The organism is Microbacterium sp. FG3 (assembly GCF_057809335.1).
The window spans coordinates 1-16,733 of sequence record NZ_JBMDJT010000051.1 but is presented as its reverse complement, the minus strand read 5'-3'; the positions used below and the strand labels follow the sequence as shown (position 1 = coordinate 16,733).

The following is a 16,733-nucleotide window of genomic DNA, read 5'->3' as shown; positions in this document are numbered from 1 at the left end:
CGTTAGGCTCGTCGGCAGCGTCAGAATGTGTATAAGAGACAGGTGCGGGGCCGGGGCCTGCCCCGGCGCCTCCGCGGCGGTGTCGGCGGCGCGCGAGGCCGCTCCCCCCCGCGCGGCGGTCAGGACGCGCGCCACGAGCAGCTCGAGGTGCAGGCGCGGCGAGGTGGCGCCCGACATGTCGTCGAGGGCCGCGCTCACGATGTCGGCCGTGCGCGAGAGCCGGTCGGCGCCGAAGACCTCGGCCTGCTTCGCCATGCGCTCGAGCTCGTCGGCCGGCACGCCGCGCAGCACGGCCGAGGCGGCGGGGCCGGTCGCGGCGATGACGATGAGGTCGCGCAGGCGCTCGAGCAGGTCGTCGACGAAGCGGCGCGGGTCCTGACCCGTCTGCACCACGCGATCCACGGCCGCGAACGCCGCGGCGGCATCGCCGGCGGAGAAGGCGTCGATCACGCCGTCGAGCAGCTCGCCATGCGTGTAGCCGAGCAGCGCCACGGCGCGCTCGTACCCGACGCCGCCCGCCTCGGAACCCGCGATCAGCTGATCGAGGATCGACAGCGTGTCGCGCGGCGAGCCGCCCCCAGCGCGGACGACGAGCGGGAGCACGCCCGGCTCGACCGGCACGCCCTCCTGCGCGCACAGCTTCTCGACGTACTCGAGCATGGGCCCGGGCGGCACGAGCCGGAACGGGTAGTGGTGCGTGCGCGAGCGGATCGTGCCGATCACCTTGTCGGGCTCGGTCGTCGCGAAGATGAACTTCACGTGGGCCGGCGGCTCCTCGACGAGCTTGAGCAGGGCGTTGAAGCCCTGCGGGGTGACCATGTGCGCCTCGTCGAGGATGAAGATCTTGAAGCGGTCGCGCGACGGCGCGAAGATGGCGCGCTCGCGCAGATCGCGCGCGTCGTCGACGCCGTTGTGGCTGGCCGCGTCGATCTCGATGACGTCGAGCGAGCCGCCGCCGGCCCGCGAGAGCTCGACGCAGCTGTCGCACGTGCCGCACGGGGTGTCGGTCGGGCCCTCGGCGCAGTTCAGGCAGCGCGCGAGGATGCGCGCCGAGGTGGTCTTGCCGCAGCCGCGCGGCCCGGAGAACAGGTAGGCATGGCCGATCCGGTCGCCGCGCAGCGCCGTCATGAGCGGCTCGGTGACCTGCGACTGCCCGATCATCTCCGCGAAGGTCTCGGGCCGGTAGCGGCGGTACAGGGCGGTCGTCACCCGTCCAGCCTACGGCGTACCGCCGACATCGGTCCGGCCGACGGCCCCGACCGCTCCCCCGCCCGACTGTTCGCGAGGAGATCCCCGTTCACGAGGACCGATCCGGTCCGAAACGACCTCCCGAATCGAGATCTCCTCCCGATCCGTCCCGAACCGAACCGACCCGGTCCGTACCCGGGCGTCAGGCGGGCTGGCCGTTGGAGGGATCGTGGATGATCGGGATCGCGCTGGTCACCACGGGCACCGTCTCGTCGTGACCGGCCGGCAGCACGGGGTCGAGCGTCGTGCCGTCCTCGCGGCGCATCTCCGAGAACTTCTTGAGCGTGGGGCGGCCGGGGCGCACCGGACCCTGGTCCTCGAGGGGCACGTCCACGCTCTCGCCCGGCGCGACCGTGTACCGCTCGCCGCGCACGCTGAACGTGACGGCGTCGCCCTCCTCCACCTCGGCGCGCAGGCCGTCCTGGCGCACCGACACCCGCAGGCGCGATCCCTGCCACGTGATCGGGAACGACAGCTCCGGCCAGTCGGCGGGCAGGCGCGGGTCGAAGCTCAGCTCGCCGTAGTGGTCGCGCATGCCGCCGAACCCGCTCACGAGCGCCGTCCACACGCCGCCGGCCGAGGCCACGTGCACGCCGTCCGAGGCGTTGTGGTGCAGGTCGGCGAGGTCGACGAACAGCGCGTGCTGGAAGTACTCGTACGCCAGGTCGCGGTAGCCGACCTCGGCGGCCAGGATCGACTGCACGACGGCCGACAGCGTGGAGTCGCCGGTCGTCAGCGGGTCGTAGTAGTCGAAGTCGGCCAGCTTCTGCTCGGGCGAGAAGTGGTTGCCCTGCAGGAACAGGGCCAGCACGACGTCGGCCTGCTTGAGCACCTGGAAGCGGTAGATGACGAGCGGGTGGAAGTGCAGCAGCAGCGGGCGCTGCGACGCGGGGGTGTGCTCGAGGTCCCAGACCTCGCGCTGCAGGAACAGGGAGTCCTGCGGGTGGATGCCGAAGGCCTCGTTGAACGGGATGACCATGGCGTCGGCCGCGCGCTCCCAGGCCTCCGGCTCGCCGGGGTCGAGGTTCACGCGGTCCACGAGCGCTCGGTACGCCTCGGGCGCGACGGCCGCCATCTCGCGCACCACGCGGCTGGCGGCGCGCAGGTTGTAGCGCGCCATCACGTTCGTGTAGAGGTTGTCGTTCACGACGGTGGTGTACTCGTCCGGCCCCGTGACGCCGTGGATGTGGAACGTTTCGTCGCCGTCCGAGACGCGCCAGAACCCGAGCGTCGCCCACAGCCGCGCCGTCTCGACGAGCACGTCGACGCCCTCGCGCGCCATGAAGCCGAGGTCGCCCGTGGCGCGCACGTACTTGCCGAGCGCGAAGCTCACGTCGGCGTTGATGTGGTACTGCGCGGTGCCGGCGGCGTAGTACGCCGACGCCTCCTCGCCGTTGATCGTGCGCCACGGGAACAGCGCGCCGGCCTCGTTCAGCTGCGCCGCGCGCTTGCGGGCCGCCGGCAGCATCATGGTGCGCATCCGCAGGGCGTTGCGCGCCCACAGCGGCGTCGTGTACGTGAGGAACGGGAGCACGTAGATCTCCGTGTCCCAGAAGTAGTGGCCGCTGTAGCCGGAGCCGGTGAGACCCTTGGCCGGCACGCCCCAGCCGTCGGCGCGGGCCGCCGCCTGCGCCACCTGGAACAGGCACCAGCGCGTGGCCTGCTGCAGGTCGTCGTGCCCGGCGATGCGCACGTCCGAGCGCTCCCAGAACCGGTCCATGAAGGCCCGCTGCGCGCGCTGCACCTCGCCGTAGCCCAGGTGCCCCACGCGGTCGAGCGTGCGGCGGCACCGGTCGATGAGCTCCCGCGGCGGCACGCCGCGGGAGGTGTGATAGGCCGCGAGCTTGGTGACCGTGGTCGGCACGCCGGCCTTCGCGTCGACGCGGTACACGGTCTTGGCGATGTCGGGCTCGACCTGCCCGCGGCGCGTGTACGCGTTCTCGGTCTCGATGAGGTGGTCGGCCACGAGGCCGAGCGTCATGCCGGAGTTGGCGACGCGGTACGACAGCGCCGAGCGCTCGCCGTCCTGCCAGTACTCCTGCGGCAGCAGCACGCGGTCCTCGATCTCCTCGGCCTTGCGGGGATCGAAGGCCTTCGCGCCGCTCGTGGCCACGGGGGCCGTGCCGCCGTACACGTCCTCGCCGTCCTGGCGGTTGATGAGCTGGCAGCTGACGGTCACGGCGGCGTCGGCGTTGAGCACCGTCACCGTCACGCGCTGCGCGACGAGGTGCCGCTCCTCGAACGAGACGATCCGCTCCGTGTCGATCACCACCTCCTTGCCCGAGGGGGTCACCCAGCGGATGTGGCGGCGGTGCGCGCCGTCGCGGAAGTCGAGCGAGCGCTCGTACGCGCGCACGTCGGCGATGTCCAGCGCCAGCGGCTCGTCGTCCACGTAGACGCGCATCACCTTGGCGTCGGGCACGTTGACGATCGTCTGCCCCACCTCGGCGAAGCCGTACGCGCGCTCGGCGTGGCGGATCGGCCAGGTCTCGTGGAAGCCGTTGATGAAGGTGCCGTGCTCGGATCCGTGGCGGCCCTCCGGGTGGTTGCCGCGCAGGCCGATGTAGCCGTTCCCGACCGAGAAGACGGTCTCGGTCAGGCCCGTGTCCTCCTCGGAGAAGCGGGTCTCCACCAGACGCCAGGGGTCGACGGGGAAGCGGTCTCGGTCGATCATGTGCGATCCTGCTCCGAATCGGGTCTCGAGGTGCGGGAGGTCTGTGGGCGGCGCCGCTCAGCGCGACGGCGACGCCAGTTCTGCGAGGTCGGCGACGACGAGGTGGGCGCCCGCGGAGGTGAGCGCGTGCGCGCCGGCGCCGCGGTCGACCCCGACGATGAGTCCGAAGCCGCCGGCCGCGGCCGACTCCACGCCGGAGATGGCGTCCTCCACCGCGGCGGCGCGCGCCGGGTCGACGCCCAGCATGCGGGCGCCCTCGAGGAAGACGTCGGGAGCCGGCTTGGACGGCAGGTGCTCGCGCTCGGCGATCACGCCGTCCATGATCACGGGGAACCGGTCGAGCACGCCCGCGGCCGTGAGCACGTCGCGCGCGTTCTTCGAGCTCGAGACGATGGCCACCGGCGTGCCGGCGGCGGACAGCTCGTCGAGCAGCGCCATCGATCCGGGATAGGGACGGATCCCCTCCTCGGCGAGGATGCGCGAGAACACGGCATTCTTGCGGTTGCCCACGCCGCACACGGTGTCGGCCTCGGCGGGATCGGACGGATCGCCCCACGGCAGCTCCACGTCGCGGCTGCGCAGCACCGAGGCGACGCCGTCGTACCGCTTCTTGCCGTCGAGGTGGTCGAAGTAGTCGTCGTCCGAGTACGGGGGCTCCACGCCCCACTGGGCGAACAGCTCCTCGAACATCGCCCGCCAGGCGTGCATGTGCACCTCGGCGGTGGGAGTGATCACTCCGTCGAGGTCGAAGAGCACGGCGTCGTACGCCGTCAGGTCGGGCATCGGGCTCACGGCGCCAGCGTAGTCGGCTCGGCTGGATCGGGCACGGACACGGCGAGGGTCTGCCGCGCGATCTCCAGCTCCTCGTCCGTCGGCACCACGAGCACCGTCGCGGCGGAGTCGTCGGCGGAGATCCGGGCCACCTCGCCGCGGCGGGCGGCGCGATTGCGCTCGGCGTCGACGCGCACGCCCGCGAAGCCGAGCGTCGCCAGCGCCGCCTCGCGCACCTCCGGATCGTTCTCGCCGACGCCCGCCGTGAACGCAATGACGTCGGCGCCGCCGAGCTGGGCGAGATAGGCGCCCGCGTAGGCGCGCAGCCGGTGCACGTACACGTCGAAGGCGAGTCGCGCGTCCTCGTCGCCGGCCGCACGCCGCGCCGCGAGATCGCGCATGTCCGACACCCCCGCGAGCCCGAGGATGCCGCTGCGTTTGTTGAGCAGGTCGTCGAGCGCGCCGGCGTCCATGCCGGCCCGCCGCTGCAGCTGCAGCAGCACGGCCGGATCGAGATCGCCCGAGCGCGTGCCCATCACGAGGCCCTCGAGCGGCGTGAAGCCCATCGACGTGTCCACCGAGCGGCCGCCGTCGATCGCCGTCACCGAGGCGCCGTTGCCCAGGTGGAACACGATCTGCCGCAGCTCGCGCAGATCGCGGCCGAGGTGCGCGGCGACCCGGGCGGCGACGTACTGGTGGCTCGTGCCGTGGAACCCGTAGCGGCGGATGCGGTGGCGCTCGGCCACCTCGCGGTCGATCGCGTAGGTGTAGGCGGCCGGCGGCAGCGTCTGGTGGAACGCCGTGTCGAAGACCGCCACGTGCGGGATGTCGCGGAAGGCGCGGCGCGCGGCGCGGATGCCCTGGAGCGCGCCCGGGTTGTGCAGCGGGGCGAGCACCGAGAGGTCGTCGATGTTGATCTCGACGAGGTCGGTCACCACCGTGGCCTCGAAGAAGCGCGCCCCGCCGTGCACGACGCGGTGGCCGACGGCGACGGGCGGGTGGGCGGCGAGCGACGGTCCGTGCTCCTCGAAGGCGTCGAGCATCGCGCGGAACCCCGCGGTGTGATCCGGGATCTCGAGCTCGCGCTCCGACTCCACGTCGTGCGCGGCGACGGAGGGCACCCCCGGCTCGGTGGGGAAGAAGAGGCGGTGCGTGGCCCGTCCCGTGGCCTCACCGATCCGCTCCACGAGGCCGGAGGCGAGCCGGCGGCCCTCGCCGCCGGGCCGCACGTCGAGCAGCTGGTACTTGAACGACGAGGAGCCGCTGTTGACGACGAGCACCACGGTCATGTCAGCTCCCGCCCTCGGCCGCGGCCGCCTGCGCCTGGACTGCCGTGAGCGCGACGGTGTTGACGATGTCGCCCACGAGCGCGCCGCGCGAGAGGTCGTTCACGGGCTTGTTCAGCCCCTGCAGCACGGGCCCGATCGCCACGGCTCCCGCCGCGCGCTGCACCGCCTTGTAGGTGTTGTTGCCCGTGTTGAGGTCGGGGAAGATGAACACCGTCGCGCGGCCGGCCACGGTCGACTCGGGCAGCTTGGCCTTCGCGACGGCCGCGTCGCTCGCGGCGTCGTACTGGATCGGGCCCTCGATCGGCAGCTCGGGCGCCCGCTCCCTGGCCAGCTGGGTGGCGGCGCGCACCTTGTCGACGTCGGCGCCCGATCCCGACTCCCCCGTCGAGTACGACAGCATCGCCACGCGCGGGTCGATGCCGAACTGGCGCGCGGTCGCGGCCGACGACACGGCGATGTCGGCAAGCTGCTCGCTCGTGGGATCGGGGATCACGGCGCAGTCGCCGTAGACGAGCACCCGATCGGCCAACGCCATGAGGAAGACGCTGGAGACGACCGAGACGCCGGGCTTGGTCTTGATGATCTCGAACGACGGGCGGATCGTGTGCGCGGTCGTGTGCGCGGCGCCCGAGACCATGCCGTCGGCGTAGCCCAGGTGCACCATCATCGTGCCGAAGTAGGACACGTCCGTGACGGTGTCGGCGGCGCGCTCGTACGTCATCCCCTTGTGCGCGCGCAGCCGCGCGTACTCGGTGGCGAACTTGTCGACGAAGACCGGATCGAAGGGGCTGAGCACCTCGGCGGCCGAGATGTCGAGGCCGAGCTCGATCGCCCGTGCCCGCACCTCGAACGGCTCGCCGAGGATCGTCAGCTTCGCCACGCCGCGCTCGAGCAGCACGGCCGCGGCGCGCAGGATGCGGTCGTCGTCGCCCTCGGGCAGCACGATGTGCTTGATGTCGGCGCGGGCGCGCTCGAGCAGGTCGTACTCGAACATCAGCGGCGTCACGACGTCGGTGCGCGCCACGCCCAGCACGTGCGTCAGCTCGGCGGTGTCGACGTTGCGCTCGAACAGCGACAGCGCGCGGTTGTAGCGCTGCGCCGACGAGGCGGCGAGGCGCCCGCGCGTGTGCATGATGCGCACGGCCGTGGAGTAGGTGTCGCCCTGGCAGCGGATGAGGGGGATCGCCGAGCCGAGTCCCTCGACGAGGTGCTGCATGGCGTCGGGGATCTCGAACGGGCCGTTCAGCACGATGCCCGCCAGCGAGGGGAAGTTCGCCGAGTTGTTCGCGGTGAGCGCGGCCAGCAGCGCGTCGGTGCGGTCCGCCGGGATGATCACGACGGCGCCCTCCGTGAGGCGCGGCAGCATGTTCGTCATCGACATGGCGGCGACCACCACGCCGAGCGCCTCGCGGCTGAGCAGCGCCTCGTCGCCCTTCACGAGCTCCCCGTCGACCGCGCGCAGCACGTCGCCCATCGTCGGCGCCACGAGCAGCCGGTCCTCGGGGATGGCCCACACGGGGGTGTCGGGCGTGTGCGGCCGCACGGCGGCGACGATCTGCTCGGCGCGCTCGCCGTCGGCCCGGTTCACGATCGTCGCCGCGAGCTCGGCGTTGCCGTTCGCGAGCTCCCCGAGCGCGACCGCGGCGTCGTCGCCGATCCGCTCCGGCGCGCGCGCCTCGGTGAAGCCCAGGCTCTCGGGCGTTCCATGCGACTGGCGCCCGCTCAGCACGAGCAGCACGGGCGTGCCGAGGTTCGCGGCGATGCGGGCGTTGTACGCGAGCTCGGCGGGCGTGCCCACGTCGGTGTAGTCGCTGCCGAGCACCACCACCGCGTCGCACTTGTCCTCGACGGCGCGGAACCGGGCGACGATCGTGGCGAGCGCCCGATCCGGATCGCTGCGCACGTCCTCGTACGTCACGCCCACGCACTCGTCGTAGTCGAGGTCGACGCCGTCGTGGTCGAGCAGCATCTCGAGCACGTAGTCGCGCTCGCGCGTGGACCGCGCGATGGTGCGGAAGACGCCCACGCGGGGCGCGACGCGGCTGAGCGCGTCGAGCGTTCCGAGCGCCACCGTCGACTTGCCCGCGTGCCCCTCCGCCGACGTGATGTAGATGCTCCTCGCCACGTCTTCCACCCTATGCGCGACCGGCGGGGCGGGATACGGCCGCGCGAGTCGGGTTCTCCCCCGTGCCGGTGCGCGTGCCGGCCTGATCTCAGGGCGTCGCGGGATCGGCCGCCTCGGCCGCCCGGGCCGCCGCGAGCCGCGCCCTGGCCGTCTCGCCCAGCCGCGCGACCGGCTGCACGCCCGCGGCACCGAGCCCGGTCGGCGGCATGTTCACGTAGACCGACTCGGCCGCCCGCACCGGGAAGGTCTCGTGCCAGATGCCGACGGCGTCGCCCGCCTCCCGCGCCCGCCGGTTGAACGCGGTCCACGCGGGGCGGTGCGCGGCGTCGCGGTTCGACGCGTACTCGTAGAGCTTGTCGATGCTCGACCAGTACTGCAGGGCCGTGGGCGTGCGCGGGAAGCCGAACAGGCGCGATCCGAGCAGGCCCGAGTCGGGATCCTGCGACAGCTCCTGCAGCATCCGCGGCATCGCCATGAATGCCGGCCACCAGTCGCGCACGCGCGACCAGCGGTTGATCCGCATGCCGACGAGGAACACGACCACCTCCCCCTCGTGCGAGTGCGTCATCCTGCCCGCGATCGGCTTCATGTCCTGTTCCCTTCGTCCGGCACCCGCCATACTGGAGAGTGTTGCTATCCAATAATGGATAGTACGACTATCCAAGTCAAGGGGGCCCATGCGCATCTCCGAGCTCGCCCGCCGCGGCGACGTCCCGCTCGCGACCGTGAAGTACTACCTCCGCGAGGGGCTGCTGCCGCCCGGCGAGCTCACGTCGTCGACCCAGGCGCGGTACGGCGAGGACCACGTGGCGCGCCTGCGCCTCGTCCGCGCCCTGCTCGGCCCCGGCGGCCTCTCGATCGCGCAGGCCCGCGTCATCCTCGGGGCGATCGACGAGCCCCGCGGCGACCTCTTCGACGCGCTCGCGGTGAGCCAGCACGCGCTGACGGACGCGGCCGAGGAGGACCCCGCGGCGGCGCTCGAGCTGGTCGCGCGCGCGGGCTGGCGCATCGATCCGTCGAGCCCCGAGGTCGCGCGGCTCGCTCGCACGCTCGCCGCGATGGAGGACGCGGGCTTCGAGGTGCCGGAGGGCGTGATGGACGCCTACCTCGACGCCGCGGCGCGCATGGCGGCGGCCGAGCTCGACGCGCTGCCCGGCGAGCGGGCGGCGGCCGTGCGATACGCCGTGCTCGGGACCATCCTCACCGAGCCGCTGCTGCTCGCCCTGCGCCGCCTCGCGCAGCAGGACGCGTCGGCGCGGCGCCTGCGGCGCGAGTGACTCGCAGCCGGCCGGAAGCCGCCGTATCCCTGCCGTTCACCTGACGGCGGAAGAGTGAGCGCGTGACCGATGCGTGGCTGGCGGGGATCGCCGCCGATCCGTGGGCGCTGGCCGTGCTGTTCGCGCTGGTCTTCGCCGACTCGTTCCTCGTCGTGATCCCGGGCGAGATCGCCGTGACGGTGCTCGGGTCGATCTCGGCCGGCAGCGGCGTGCCGCCCCTGTGGGCCGTCATCGCCGTCGCCGCGCTGGCCGCGTTCTGCGGCGACGCCTGCTGCTACCTGATCGGCCGACTGCTGCACCCCGAGCGCTGGCGGTTCTTCGCACGCCACCCGCGGTTCCAGCGCGTGCACGAGTGGGCGAAGACGCGCCTGCGCAGCCACGTGGCGATGGCGGTGTTCACCGTACGGTTCATCCCGTTCGCGCGCCTCGTGGTCAACGTGACCGCCGGCGCGACGGGCATCCGCGCGACCCGCTACCTGCCGATCGCCGCCGGATCCGCGCTGCTGTGGGCGGCCTACCAGGCGCTCGTGGGCGCGACGATCTCGGCCCTGCTGCCCGGCGGCACGATCACCGCGGTGCTCGTCTCGATCGCCGCGGCGCTCGTGCTGGGCTGGGTCATCGACGCCGCCCTCGCCCGGCTGGCCCCGCGCGCCGGCGGGCGCTGACCTCAGCGGTCCGTAACGCTGGACTACCGCATTGCGCGCCCGCTACCTTCTCCTCATCGAACGGGAAGGAACAGCACCAGTGAGAAGAACCTGTATCATCGCGATCGCCCTCGTGACGGTTGCTTCAAGTGCCATTTCAGCACCCGCGAACGCCTCAACTCCCGCTCCGGAGCCAACGTTAGAAGCCGCTTCCGACGCCGCCTATCTCATCCAAGTGGGCGACGCCGCTCCTATCCCGTTCCCCGAGATAGCTCCCCTCTTCCCGGACGCGCCTACGCCCGACGATTCCACAATCCGGCCCCTCCTCATCGACGACCCTGGGGCGTGGGTTGCCTGCTTCGGCCCGTTATTCAATCCGACATACACGCTCAAACCGCTTGGCCTCCCCCAGTTCGACCGGGTGATTCACCTCACATGCGGCCCCCACGACACCAAGACATACGGATGGCACCACATCCAGGACCATCATCAATCGCAATGGCAGACCCACCTCGATGCGGCGTGGACCGGGGGGCCGGCCCTGCGGATACCTGGGACGATCTCATGGCGCTCAGCACCGAGCTGGTATTGGCTGACCCGTGGTGGTACACCGTGGAGTACAGCGGCAAGCGATGCTTCACCCAGCACATCGCCATCTTTGAATCAGATAGCGAAGCAATAGTGTTGGAGTTCTGGCCAACGGTGATCGTATCGATGACAAACGATCGCGTGATCACGTCTTATCCGACGACCAACGAGGATTGTTCCCGCCAAGCTTCATGGGCATGAGAACACGTGTGGACGTCGGAGTTCCGTATACGGGATGGCCGGTACGGTGCGACGGCGACTATGAATTCGGTTTGGATGGCCTGCTGAGCGAAGCTCTGGTGAAGGACCTGCTCGAATGGGCCCGCTCCTTCAATCGCGAGTTCTCGGAGACCGGTGGTTGGCGCACGTACGAGGCAGAGTACAACCACTACGAGAAGGGTCGGCAGCTGCGAGACCTCGTCCAGAAGGAGCTGGGTGACGCATACGATGTTGTCCTGACCTCGATCTATCCGCGAATGCGCCGATAGCAAAAGCGACGACAACGTCGGCACTCGCGCGAGTCTCAGCGCGCGAGGGCGCGCTCGACGGCCTCGGCGATCCAGTCGGCGAGGGTGTCGTCGTCGGGGTCGGTGAGCGCCGCGAACGGCACCTGGCGCCCGCTGCGCAGGTGGAGGCGATGCGCGCCCTGCTGCAGGGCCGCCTCCAGCGCCTCGCCGCCGCCGACGGGAAAGAAGACCTCGTCGCCCGAGACGCCCACGGCCATCCGCCCGTTCACCATGAACGCGAGCGAGCCCATCATGCGCTTCTCGTCCACGTCTCCCGCGGCCTCGATGAGGGCGCGCACCCGATCGGCGAGCTCGGCGTTGTAGGCCATGGGGCGATGGTACCCACGCGGTGTCAGCGGCGGATGGCACGATGAGGCCATGACAGAGACAGCGCCCCCGGTCGTCGGCGTCGTGTTCCGTCCGCAGTCGCCGCCCGAGCAGCTGCGCGCGATCGCGCGGACGGCGGATGAGGCCGGCGTCGCGGAGCTGTGGCTGTGGGAGGACTGCTTCCTCGAGGGCGGGCTGACGGCCGCCACCGCCGCGCTCGTCTCGACGGACCGCGTGCGGGTGGGCATCGGCCTGCTGCCCGTGCCGCTGCGCAATCCCGCTCTGGCCGCCATGGAGATCGCCACGCTCGAGCGCCTCGCGCCCGGCCGGCTCGTCGCGGGGTTCGGGCACGGCGTGCTCGACTGGATGGGGCAGGTCGGCGCCCGCGTGGCCTCGCCGCTCACGCTGCTGCGCGAGTACGTCACGGCGGTGCGCGCGCTGCTCGAGGGCCAGACGGTCGACGTCGACGGGCGGTACGTGTCGCTCGCCGAGGTCGCGCTCGGCTGGCCGCCCGCGGCGGCGCCGGAGATCGCCGTCGGGGCGACGCGGCCGAAGACGCTGCGACTGGCCGGCGAGCTCGGCGACAGCGTGCTGCTCGACGCGGCCAACGACGCCGCGGCCGTGCGGGCCGCGCGCGCCGTGGTCGAGGAGGGCTGGGCCGCGGCGGGACGACCGGGGCGGCCGGTGGTGCGGGCGTTCGCGGAGATCGATCCCCGCGGCGGCGCGCTGGAGCAGCGGATCGCCGACCGGATCGGCGAGCTGGCGGACGCGGGGGCGGATGCGATCGCGATCCAGGCACCGGCCGACGCCCCGGACCCGCGCGTCCTGCTGGAGTCCCTGCCGCGCTGACGCCCTCGTCCGCGGCGGAAAAGTAAAGACTCTCCGCGCACCCGGCAGAGCCCGGTTACCCTTGCTACGTTTCCGTCCTGGGGGAGTTGGCCTGGATGCCGTCACGCGGAGAGCTGCCGACAAGTCTACCCGACGTGCGGCGCCGCGGATCCGGAGCGGCCGCCGTGAGGTCCCCGGGGAACGACCATCGCGCGCCTCGCGGACACTAGGCTGTCGCCCACAGCGACGCCCGTCATCCGAATGACTCCCGACCCGTGAGGGAGGACGCATGTCCGAGTCCACGACCGTCCGCCCCGCGGCCCCCGGCCCGGCCGGCGGCGACGGCGCCGCCGCGTTCCGCCAGGCGACCGACCTCATCGCGGCCTCCATCGAGCGCGTCATCGACGGCAAGCCCGAGGCCGTGCGCGCCGCGCTCATCGTGCTGCTGGCCGAGGGCCACCTGCTGATCGAGGACGTCCCGGGCGTCGGCAAGACGATGCTCGCGCGGGCGCTGGCGGCGTCGATCGCCGCGGACGTGCGCCGCGTGCAGTTCACCCCCGACCTGCTGCCGAGCGACGTCACGGGCGTGTCGGTGTTCGATCCGGTCGTGCGCGAGTTCGAGTTCAAGGCCGGTGCGGTGTTCGCGAACATCGTCATCGCGGACGAGATCAACCGCTCGTCCCCCAAGACGCAGTCGGCGCTCCTCGAGGCGATGGAGGAGCGTCAGGTGACGGTCGACGGCGCCACGCACGGGCTGCCCGATCCGTTCCTCGTCGTCGCCACTCAGAACCCGCTCGAGATGGAGGGCACGTACGCGCTCCCCGAGGCGCAGCGCGACCGCTTCATGATGCGCATCTCGATGGGGTACCCGGATGCGCGTGCCGAGGCGCTCATGCTGCGCCAGCGGGACGCCGCCAATCCGCTCGACGAGCTGCGCCCCGTCGTCACGACGGACCAGGTGCGCTCGCTCATCGCGTGGGCGCGGTCCGTGCACGTCGCGCCCGCCGTCGAGGACTACGCCGTCGCCCTCGCCCAGGCCACGCGCGCGCACCCCGAGCTGCGCCTCGGCGCGAGCCCGCGCGCCACGCTGCAGCTCGTGCGCGCGGCGAAGGTCAATGCCGCGCTCGAGGGCCGCGGCTACGTGCTGCCGGACGACGTGACGGAGCTGCTGAACCCGGTGCTGGCGCACCGCCTCATCCCCGCGCGCTCCGCGACGCAGTCGCGCCGCGCGGCCGACTCCGTGCCGGCGATCCTCGACCGGATCGCCGCGACCGTGCCGGTGCCCGTGGCGGGCTGAGCCGTGGCGACACGTCGGGGCGCTCGGGCGGGGTCGCCGCTGACCCCGCGCGGGTGGGCGGTGCTGGCGGTCGGGATCGCGTGCCTGCCGCTCGCCTCGATCCTCGGGGCGTCGGAGGCGCAGTACGTCGGCGTCGCGCTGCTGTCGCTGCTGGCCGCGTGCTGGTTCGCCGCGAGGAACGCGCGCCCCGGCGTGCGCGTCGCGAGGCGTCTGTCCGAGGACTCCGTCGAGGTCGGATCGGAGACGACGATCGAGCTGGGGGTCTCCGTGGAGCCGCCGCGACGCGCGCCGCGCGGGCGGTGGCGCGACGTCCTGCCGCCCGGCCTGACCGGCGACGCCTCGGGCTCGCTCCCGCGCGGCGAGGGCCCGCAGACGCGCGTCGCGTACGCGGTGACCGGGGTGCGCCGCGGGCGGCACCCCGTCGGCCCGCTCGAGCTCGAGGCCACCGACCCGTTCGGGCTGTGGCGGCGCACGGCGTCGCTGGGCGAGCCCACGCCCGTGCTCGTCGTGCCCCGCGCGCGCTGGCTCGAGCCGCTGCCGCGCTCGCACGGCGATGCCGGCGACGGCGGCGCGTCCGAGGAGCGCCGCGGGCGCGGCAGCGACAACCTCATCCCGCGCCCCTACGCGCCCGGCGACTCCATGCGGCGGATCCACTGGCGCGCCTCCGCACACCGCGGATCGTTCATGGTGCGAGACGAGGAGGAGCAGACCGTGCCGTCGGCCACCGTCGTGCTCGATCTCGCGGCGCCGCGCTGGCCCGCCGAGGCGCGCTCGGGTGAGGACGCCGGGTTCGAGGCGGCGGTGACGGCCTGCGTCTCGGCCGCGTGGCGCCTCGTGACCGACGGGTTCGCCGTGAGCGTGACGGATCACGCCGGCCGCCCGCTCGCCGATCTCGCCGCGCCCGACGGGTCGGTGCTCGAGTCCCTGGAGCGCGCCTTCGCGACCGTCGTGCCGGATCGGGCCGACGCGGGCGGGGGCGCCGGGTTCGCGCTGCCGGACTCCGCGGGGCCGCTCGTCGTCGTGTGCGGGGCGACCGACGACCGGCTCGCGGCCGACCTCGACGCGCTCGCCCGCCACTCGTCGCTTCCCGTGCTGCTCACCCCGTCGCCGCTGCGCGAGGCGCTCGATCGCCTGGGCGAGGGTGGCTGGGCGGCCGCGCGCCTCGGCGACGACGTGGCCGCCTCCTGGGCGGAGGCCTTCGACCGCCTCGCGGCGGCACCGGGAGGCGACCGTGTCGATCGATGAGCTGCTCGCGTCCGCGCCCGCCCCAGCGGCGCCGCGGACGCCGCCGCCCACGCGCCCGCGCCGCGACCGCGGCCTGGCGGCGTCCCTGGCCTCGCTGCTGCTCGCCGTGGCCGCGATGCTGCCCCTGTCCGGCGTCATCCTGCCGAACTGGCTGGCCGGCGCGCTGGTGTGCATGCTCGCCGTGTGGGCCGCCGGCGCCCTCACCCGCGCGGTGCGCCCCGCGGCGCGCTTCGCCCCGCTGACCCAGGCGGTCGCCTGGATCGCGGCGACCACCGGGATCCACACCCTCTTCGCCGCGGTGGACCGGCTCCCGGGCCCCTCGTCGCTGCTGGGCGTCATCCCCACGCCGCGGCTGCTCTCCGACATGCCGCCGCTGCTGTCGGCGGCGGCGACGCAGCTCACCGAGAGCGCCGCCCCGGTCGATCCCGGTGCGCCGCTGACCTTCGTCCTCATCGCCGCGGCGGGACTGCTCGCGCTCGTGCTCGACGTGCTCGCGGTCGCCGTGCGGCTGCCCGTGGCGGCGATCGCGGCCGCCGTCGCCGTCTGGATCCTGCCGCCCGCGATCACCGGCATCGGCACGGGCATGCCGCAGATCCTCGTCCTCCTCGGCGCCGCGCTGCTGCTGCTGTACGTCGATCGGCGCCGCCGCTCGCCGGGCGACGCCCGCCCCGTGCAAGGCGCCGCGCTCGCCGCCTTCGCCGTGGTGGCGGCGCTCGTCGTCGCACCGCTGCTGCCGCAGCCGACCGGCTCGCTGCGCGGCCCCGGTGCCCCCACCCGCATCGACGCGTCCCTCGATCTGGGCGACGACCTGCGCCGCGTCGGCGACGCCGACGTGCTGCGCTACGTCCTGAACGAGGGCGAGGCGGCGCCGTACCTCCGCGTCGCGACGCTGTCGTCGTTCAGCGGGGCCGGATGGGAGCCCGACGAGGGCGCGACCCTGCCGGTCGGCGACGCGGTGCCCGCCGCGCTCGACGCCGAGGCGCCGGAGGGCTCGGAGCTCGTCTCGCTCGACATCGAGGTGCTGAACCTCGAGGGGCCGCTGCTGCCGGTCCCCTATCCGCTCGCGGCGCTCGACGGGGTCTCGCGGGACTGGCGGCTCGCGGATGCCAACGGCACCGTGACGGGCGGCGAGGCCGCGGGCGAGACGTACACCGCGGCCGCGGTCGTGCCGCGTCCGACGCGGGAGGCGGCGCAGGCGACGACGGCGACGATCCCCTCCCCCGGCGTCGAGGGGCTCGCGGGAGACACGCTCTCGCTGCCCCGCAGCCCGCTGCTCGGTGGCATCGCCGATGCCGCGGCCGGCGTCGTCGCCGGCGAGGAGAACGACTACGACCGGCTGGTGGCGCTGCAGAGCTGGTTCCGCGGCGGCGAGTTCGCGTACTCGCTCGACGCCCCCGTGGACGACGGCTTCGACGGCTCGGACCTCGACGCGATGGCCTCGTTCCTGGATCGGCAGGAGGGCTACTGCGTGCACTTCGCGTCGACGTTCGCCGTGATGGCGCGCACGCTCGGCATGCCCTCGCGGGTCGTCGTCGGCTACCTCCCCGGCGTGCGCGGCGGCGAGTGGCTGGGGCAGGAGGCGGTGTACACGGTGCGCGCCTCGCAGCTGCACGCCTGGCCCGAGGTGTACTTCCGCGGCATCGGCTGGGTGCCGTTCGAGCCGACGCCCGGGCTGGGCGATGCGACGTCGTTCCTGCCCGAGGCCATCGCCGGCGACGGCGCCGGCGCGCAGCCGACGCCGGTCGCGCCGGCCCTGCCGACGCCCACGACGAGCGCCGCGCCGTCGCTGCCGCCGGAGGATGTGCCGGGCGGATCGGGCGACGGATCGACCGCCTACGACTGGGGCTGGCTCGTGCCGGTCGGCTGGGCGGCGGGCATCGCGGCGCTGCTCGCGGTGCCGGGCGTGGCGCGCGC

General features: G+C 73.2%; 15 protein-coding genes and 1 other RNA gene. 8 read left to right on the top strand and 8 right to left on the bottom strand.

The features are described from left to right. The 6 genes from ACODR5_RS12795 to ACODR5_RS12770 all read right to left on the bottom strand — a co-directional run. A partial coding sequence (locus ACODR5_RS12795; RefSeq protein WP_488983855.1) for a DNA polymerase III subunit gamma and tau occupies window positions 1-1,209 on the bottom strand: 1,209 nt, incomplete at its 3' end. 181 nt (window positions 1,210-1,390) lie between these two features. Continuing rightward, on the bottom strand, window positions 1,391-3,922 hold the full coding sequence (locus ACODR5_RS12790) for a glycoside hydrolase family 65 protein (RefSeq protein WP_488983854.1): 2,532 nt from the start codon (window positions 3,920-3,922) through the stop codon (window positions 1,391-1,393). A 57-nt stretch (window positions 3,923-3,979) separates the two neighbouring features. Next, window positions 3,980-4,705, bottom strand: coding sequence for an HAD family hydrolase (locus ACODR5_RS12785; protein ID WP_488983856.1), 726 nt, complete (start codon window positions 4,703-4,705; stop codon window positions 3,980-3,982). Between the two features lie 5 nt (window positions 4,706-4,710). Then, window positions 4,711-5,982, bottom strand: coding sequence for an acetate/propionate family kinase (locus tag ACODR5_RS12780; RefSeq protein ID WP_488983853.1), 1,272 nt, complete (start codon window positions 5,980-5,982; stop codon window positions 4,711-4,713). Window position 5,983: 1 nt separating this feature from the next. Beyond that, a complete protein-coding gene (gene pta / locus ACODR5_RS12775) occupies window positions 5,984-8,107 on the bottom strand; it encodes a phosphate acetyltransferase (protein ID WP_488983852.1) in 2,124 nt (707 codons plus the stop codon). Between the two features lie 88 nt (window positions 8,108-8,195). After that, window positions 8,196-8,696 (bottom strand): DUF4188 domain-containing protein, encoded by a 501-nt coding sequence (locus tag ACODR5_RS12770; RefSeq protein WP_488983851.1) that lies wholly within the window; start codon window positions 8,694-8,696, stop codon window positions 8,196-8,198. 88 nt (window positions 8,697-8,784) lie between these two features. Here ACODR5_RS12770 and ACODR5_RS12765 point away from each other — a divergent pair, with 88 nt between their 5' ends. From ACODR5_RS12765 to ACODR5_RS12750, 4 genes are all read left to right on the top strand, one after another. Continuing rightward, a complete protein-coding gene (locus ACODR5_RS12765) occupies window positions 8,785-9,384 on the top strand; it encodes a MerR family transcriptional regulator (protein WP_488983850.1) in 600 nt (199 codons plus the stop codon). Window positions 9,385-9,446: 62 nt separating this feature from the next. Then, entirely contained in the window at window positions 9,447-10,049 is a 603-nt protein-coding gene (locus ACODR5_RS12760; RefSeq protein ID WP_488983849.1) for a DedA family protein, read from the top strand. A gap of 543 nt (window positions 10,050-10,592) precedes the next feature. Next, complete coding sequence (locus ACODR5_RS12755; RefSeq protein ID WP_488983848.1) at window positions 10,593-10,817, top strand: hypothetical protein; 225 nt, start codon at window positions 10,593-10,595, stop codon at window positions 10,815-10,817. Further along, entirely contained in the window at window positions 10,808-11,104 is a 297-nt protein-coding gene (locus ACODR5_RS12750; protein ID WP_488983847.1) for a hypothetical protein, read from the top strand. Before ACODR5_RS12755 ends, ACODR5_RS12750 begins: the two co-directional genes overlap by 10 nt. A gap of 35 nt (window positions 11,105-11,139) precedes the next feature. On the opposite strand, the gene ACODR5_RS12745 is transcribed toward ACODR5_RS12750, so the two are convergent. Continuing rightward, window positions 11,140-11,451: a TfoX/Sxy family protein gene (locus ACODR5_RS12745; protein WP_488983846.1), complete on the bottom strand. Its 312-nt coding sequence runs from the start codon at window positions 11,449-11,451 to the stop codon at window positions 11,140-11,142. A 49-nt stretch (window positions 11,452-11,500) separates the two neighbouring features. Between ACODR5_RS12745 and ACODR5_RS12740 the strand changes: the two genes are divergently transcribed. Further along, on the top strand, window positions 11,501-12,298 hold the full coding sequence (locus tag ACODR5_RS12740; protein WP_488983845.1) for an LLM class flavin-dependent oxidoreductase: 798 nt from the start codon (window positions 11,501-11,503) through the stop codon (window positions 12,296-12,298). A gap of 21 nt (window positions 12,299-12,319) precedes the next feature. On the opposite strand, the gene ffs is transcribed toward ACODR5_RS12740, so the two are convergent. After that, window positions 12,320-12,416: signal recognition particle sRNA small type (gene ffs, locus ACODR5_RS12735), an RNA gene on the bottom strand. A 150-nt stretch (window positions 12,417-12,566) separates the two neighbouring features. Here ffs and ACODR5_RS12730 point away from each other — a divergent pair. The 3 genes from ACODR5_RS12730 to ACODR5_RS12720 form a co-directional block, all read left to right on the top strand. Beyond that, complete coding sequence (locus ACODR5_RS12730; RefSeq protein WP_488983844.1) at window positions 12,567-13,574, top strand: AAA family ATPase; 1,008 nt, start codon at window positions 12,567-12,569, stop codon at window positions 13,572-13,574. Window positions 13,575-13,634: 60 nt separating this feature from the next. After that, a complete protein-coding gene (locus tag ACODR5_RS12725) occupies window positions 13,635-14,819 on the top strand; it encodes a DUF58 domain-containing protein (RefSeq protein ID WP_488983843.1) in 1,185 nt (394 codons plus the stop codon). Then, the coding region (locus ACODR5_RS12720) for a transglutaminase TgpA family protein (protein WP_488983842.1) at window positions 14,806-16,733 on the top strand (1,928 nt) is incomplete at its 3' end. The genes ACODR5_RS12725 and ACODR5_RS12720, both read left to right, overlap by 14 nt.

Coding starts and splice junctions, on each gene's coding strand:
- ACODR5_RS12730 (WP_488983844.1), top strand. CDS start 12,567: ATGTCCGAGTCCACGACCGTCCGCCCCGCGGCCCCCGGCCCGGCCGGC.
- ACODR5_RS12750 (WP_488983847.1), top strand. CDS start 10,808: ATGGGCATGAGAACACGTGTGGACGTCGGAGTTCCGTATACGGGATGG.
- ACODR5_RS12785 (WP_488983856.1), bottom strand. CDS start 4,705: ATGCCCGACCTGACGGCGTACGACGCCGTGCTCTTCGACCTCGACGGA.
- ACODR5_RS12780 (WP_488983853.1), bottom strand. CDS start 5,982: ATGACCGTGGTGCTCGTCGTCAACAGCGGCTCCTCGTCGTTCAAGTAC.
- ACODR5_RS12765 (WP_488983850.1), top strand. CDS start 8,785: ATGCGCATCTCCGAGCTCGCCCGCCGCGGCGACGTCCCGCTCGCGACC.
- ACODR5_RS12755 (WP_488983848.1), top strand. CDS start 10,593: ATGGCGCTCAGCACCGAGCTGGTATTGGCTGACCCGTGGTGGTACACC.
- ACODR5_RS12740 (WP_488983845.1), top strand. CDS start 11,501: ATGACAGAGACAGCGCCCCCGGTCGTCGGCGTCGTGTTCCGTCCGCAG.
- ACODR5_RS12745 (WP_488983846.1), bottom strand. CDS start 11,451: ATGGCCTACAACGCCGAGCTCGCCGATCGGGTGCGCGCCCTCATCGAG.
- ACODR5_RS12770 (WP_488983851.1), bottom strand. CDS start 8,696: ATGAAGCCGATCGCGGGCAGGATGACGCACTCGCACGAGGGGGAGGTG.
- ACODR5_RS12790 (WP_488983854.1), bottom strand. CDS start 3,922: ATGATCGACCGAGACCGCTTCCCCGTCGACCCCTGGCGTCTGGTGGAG.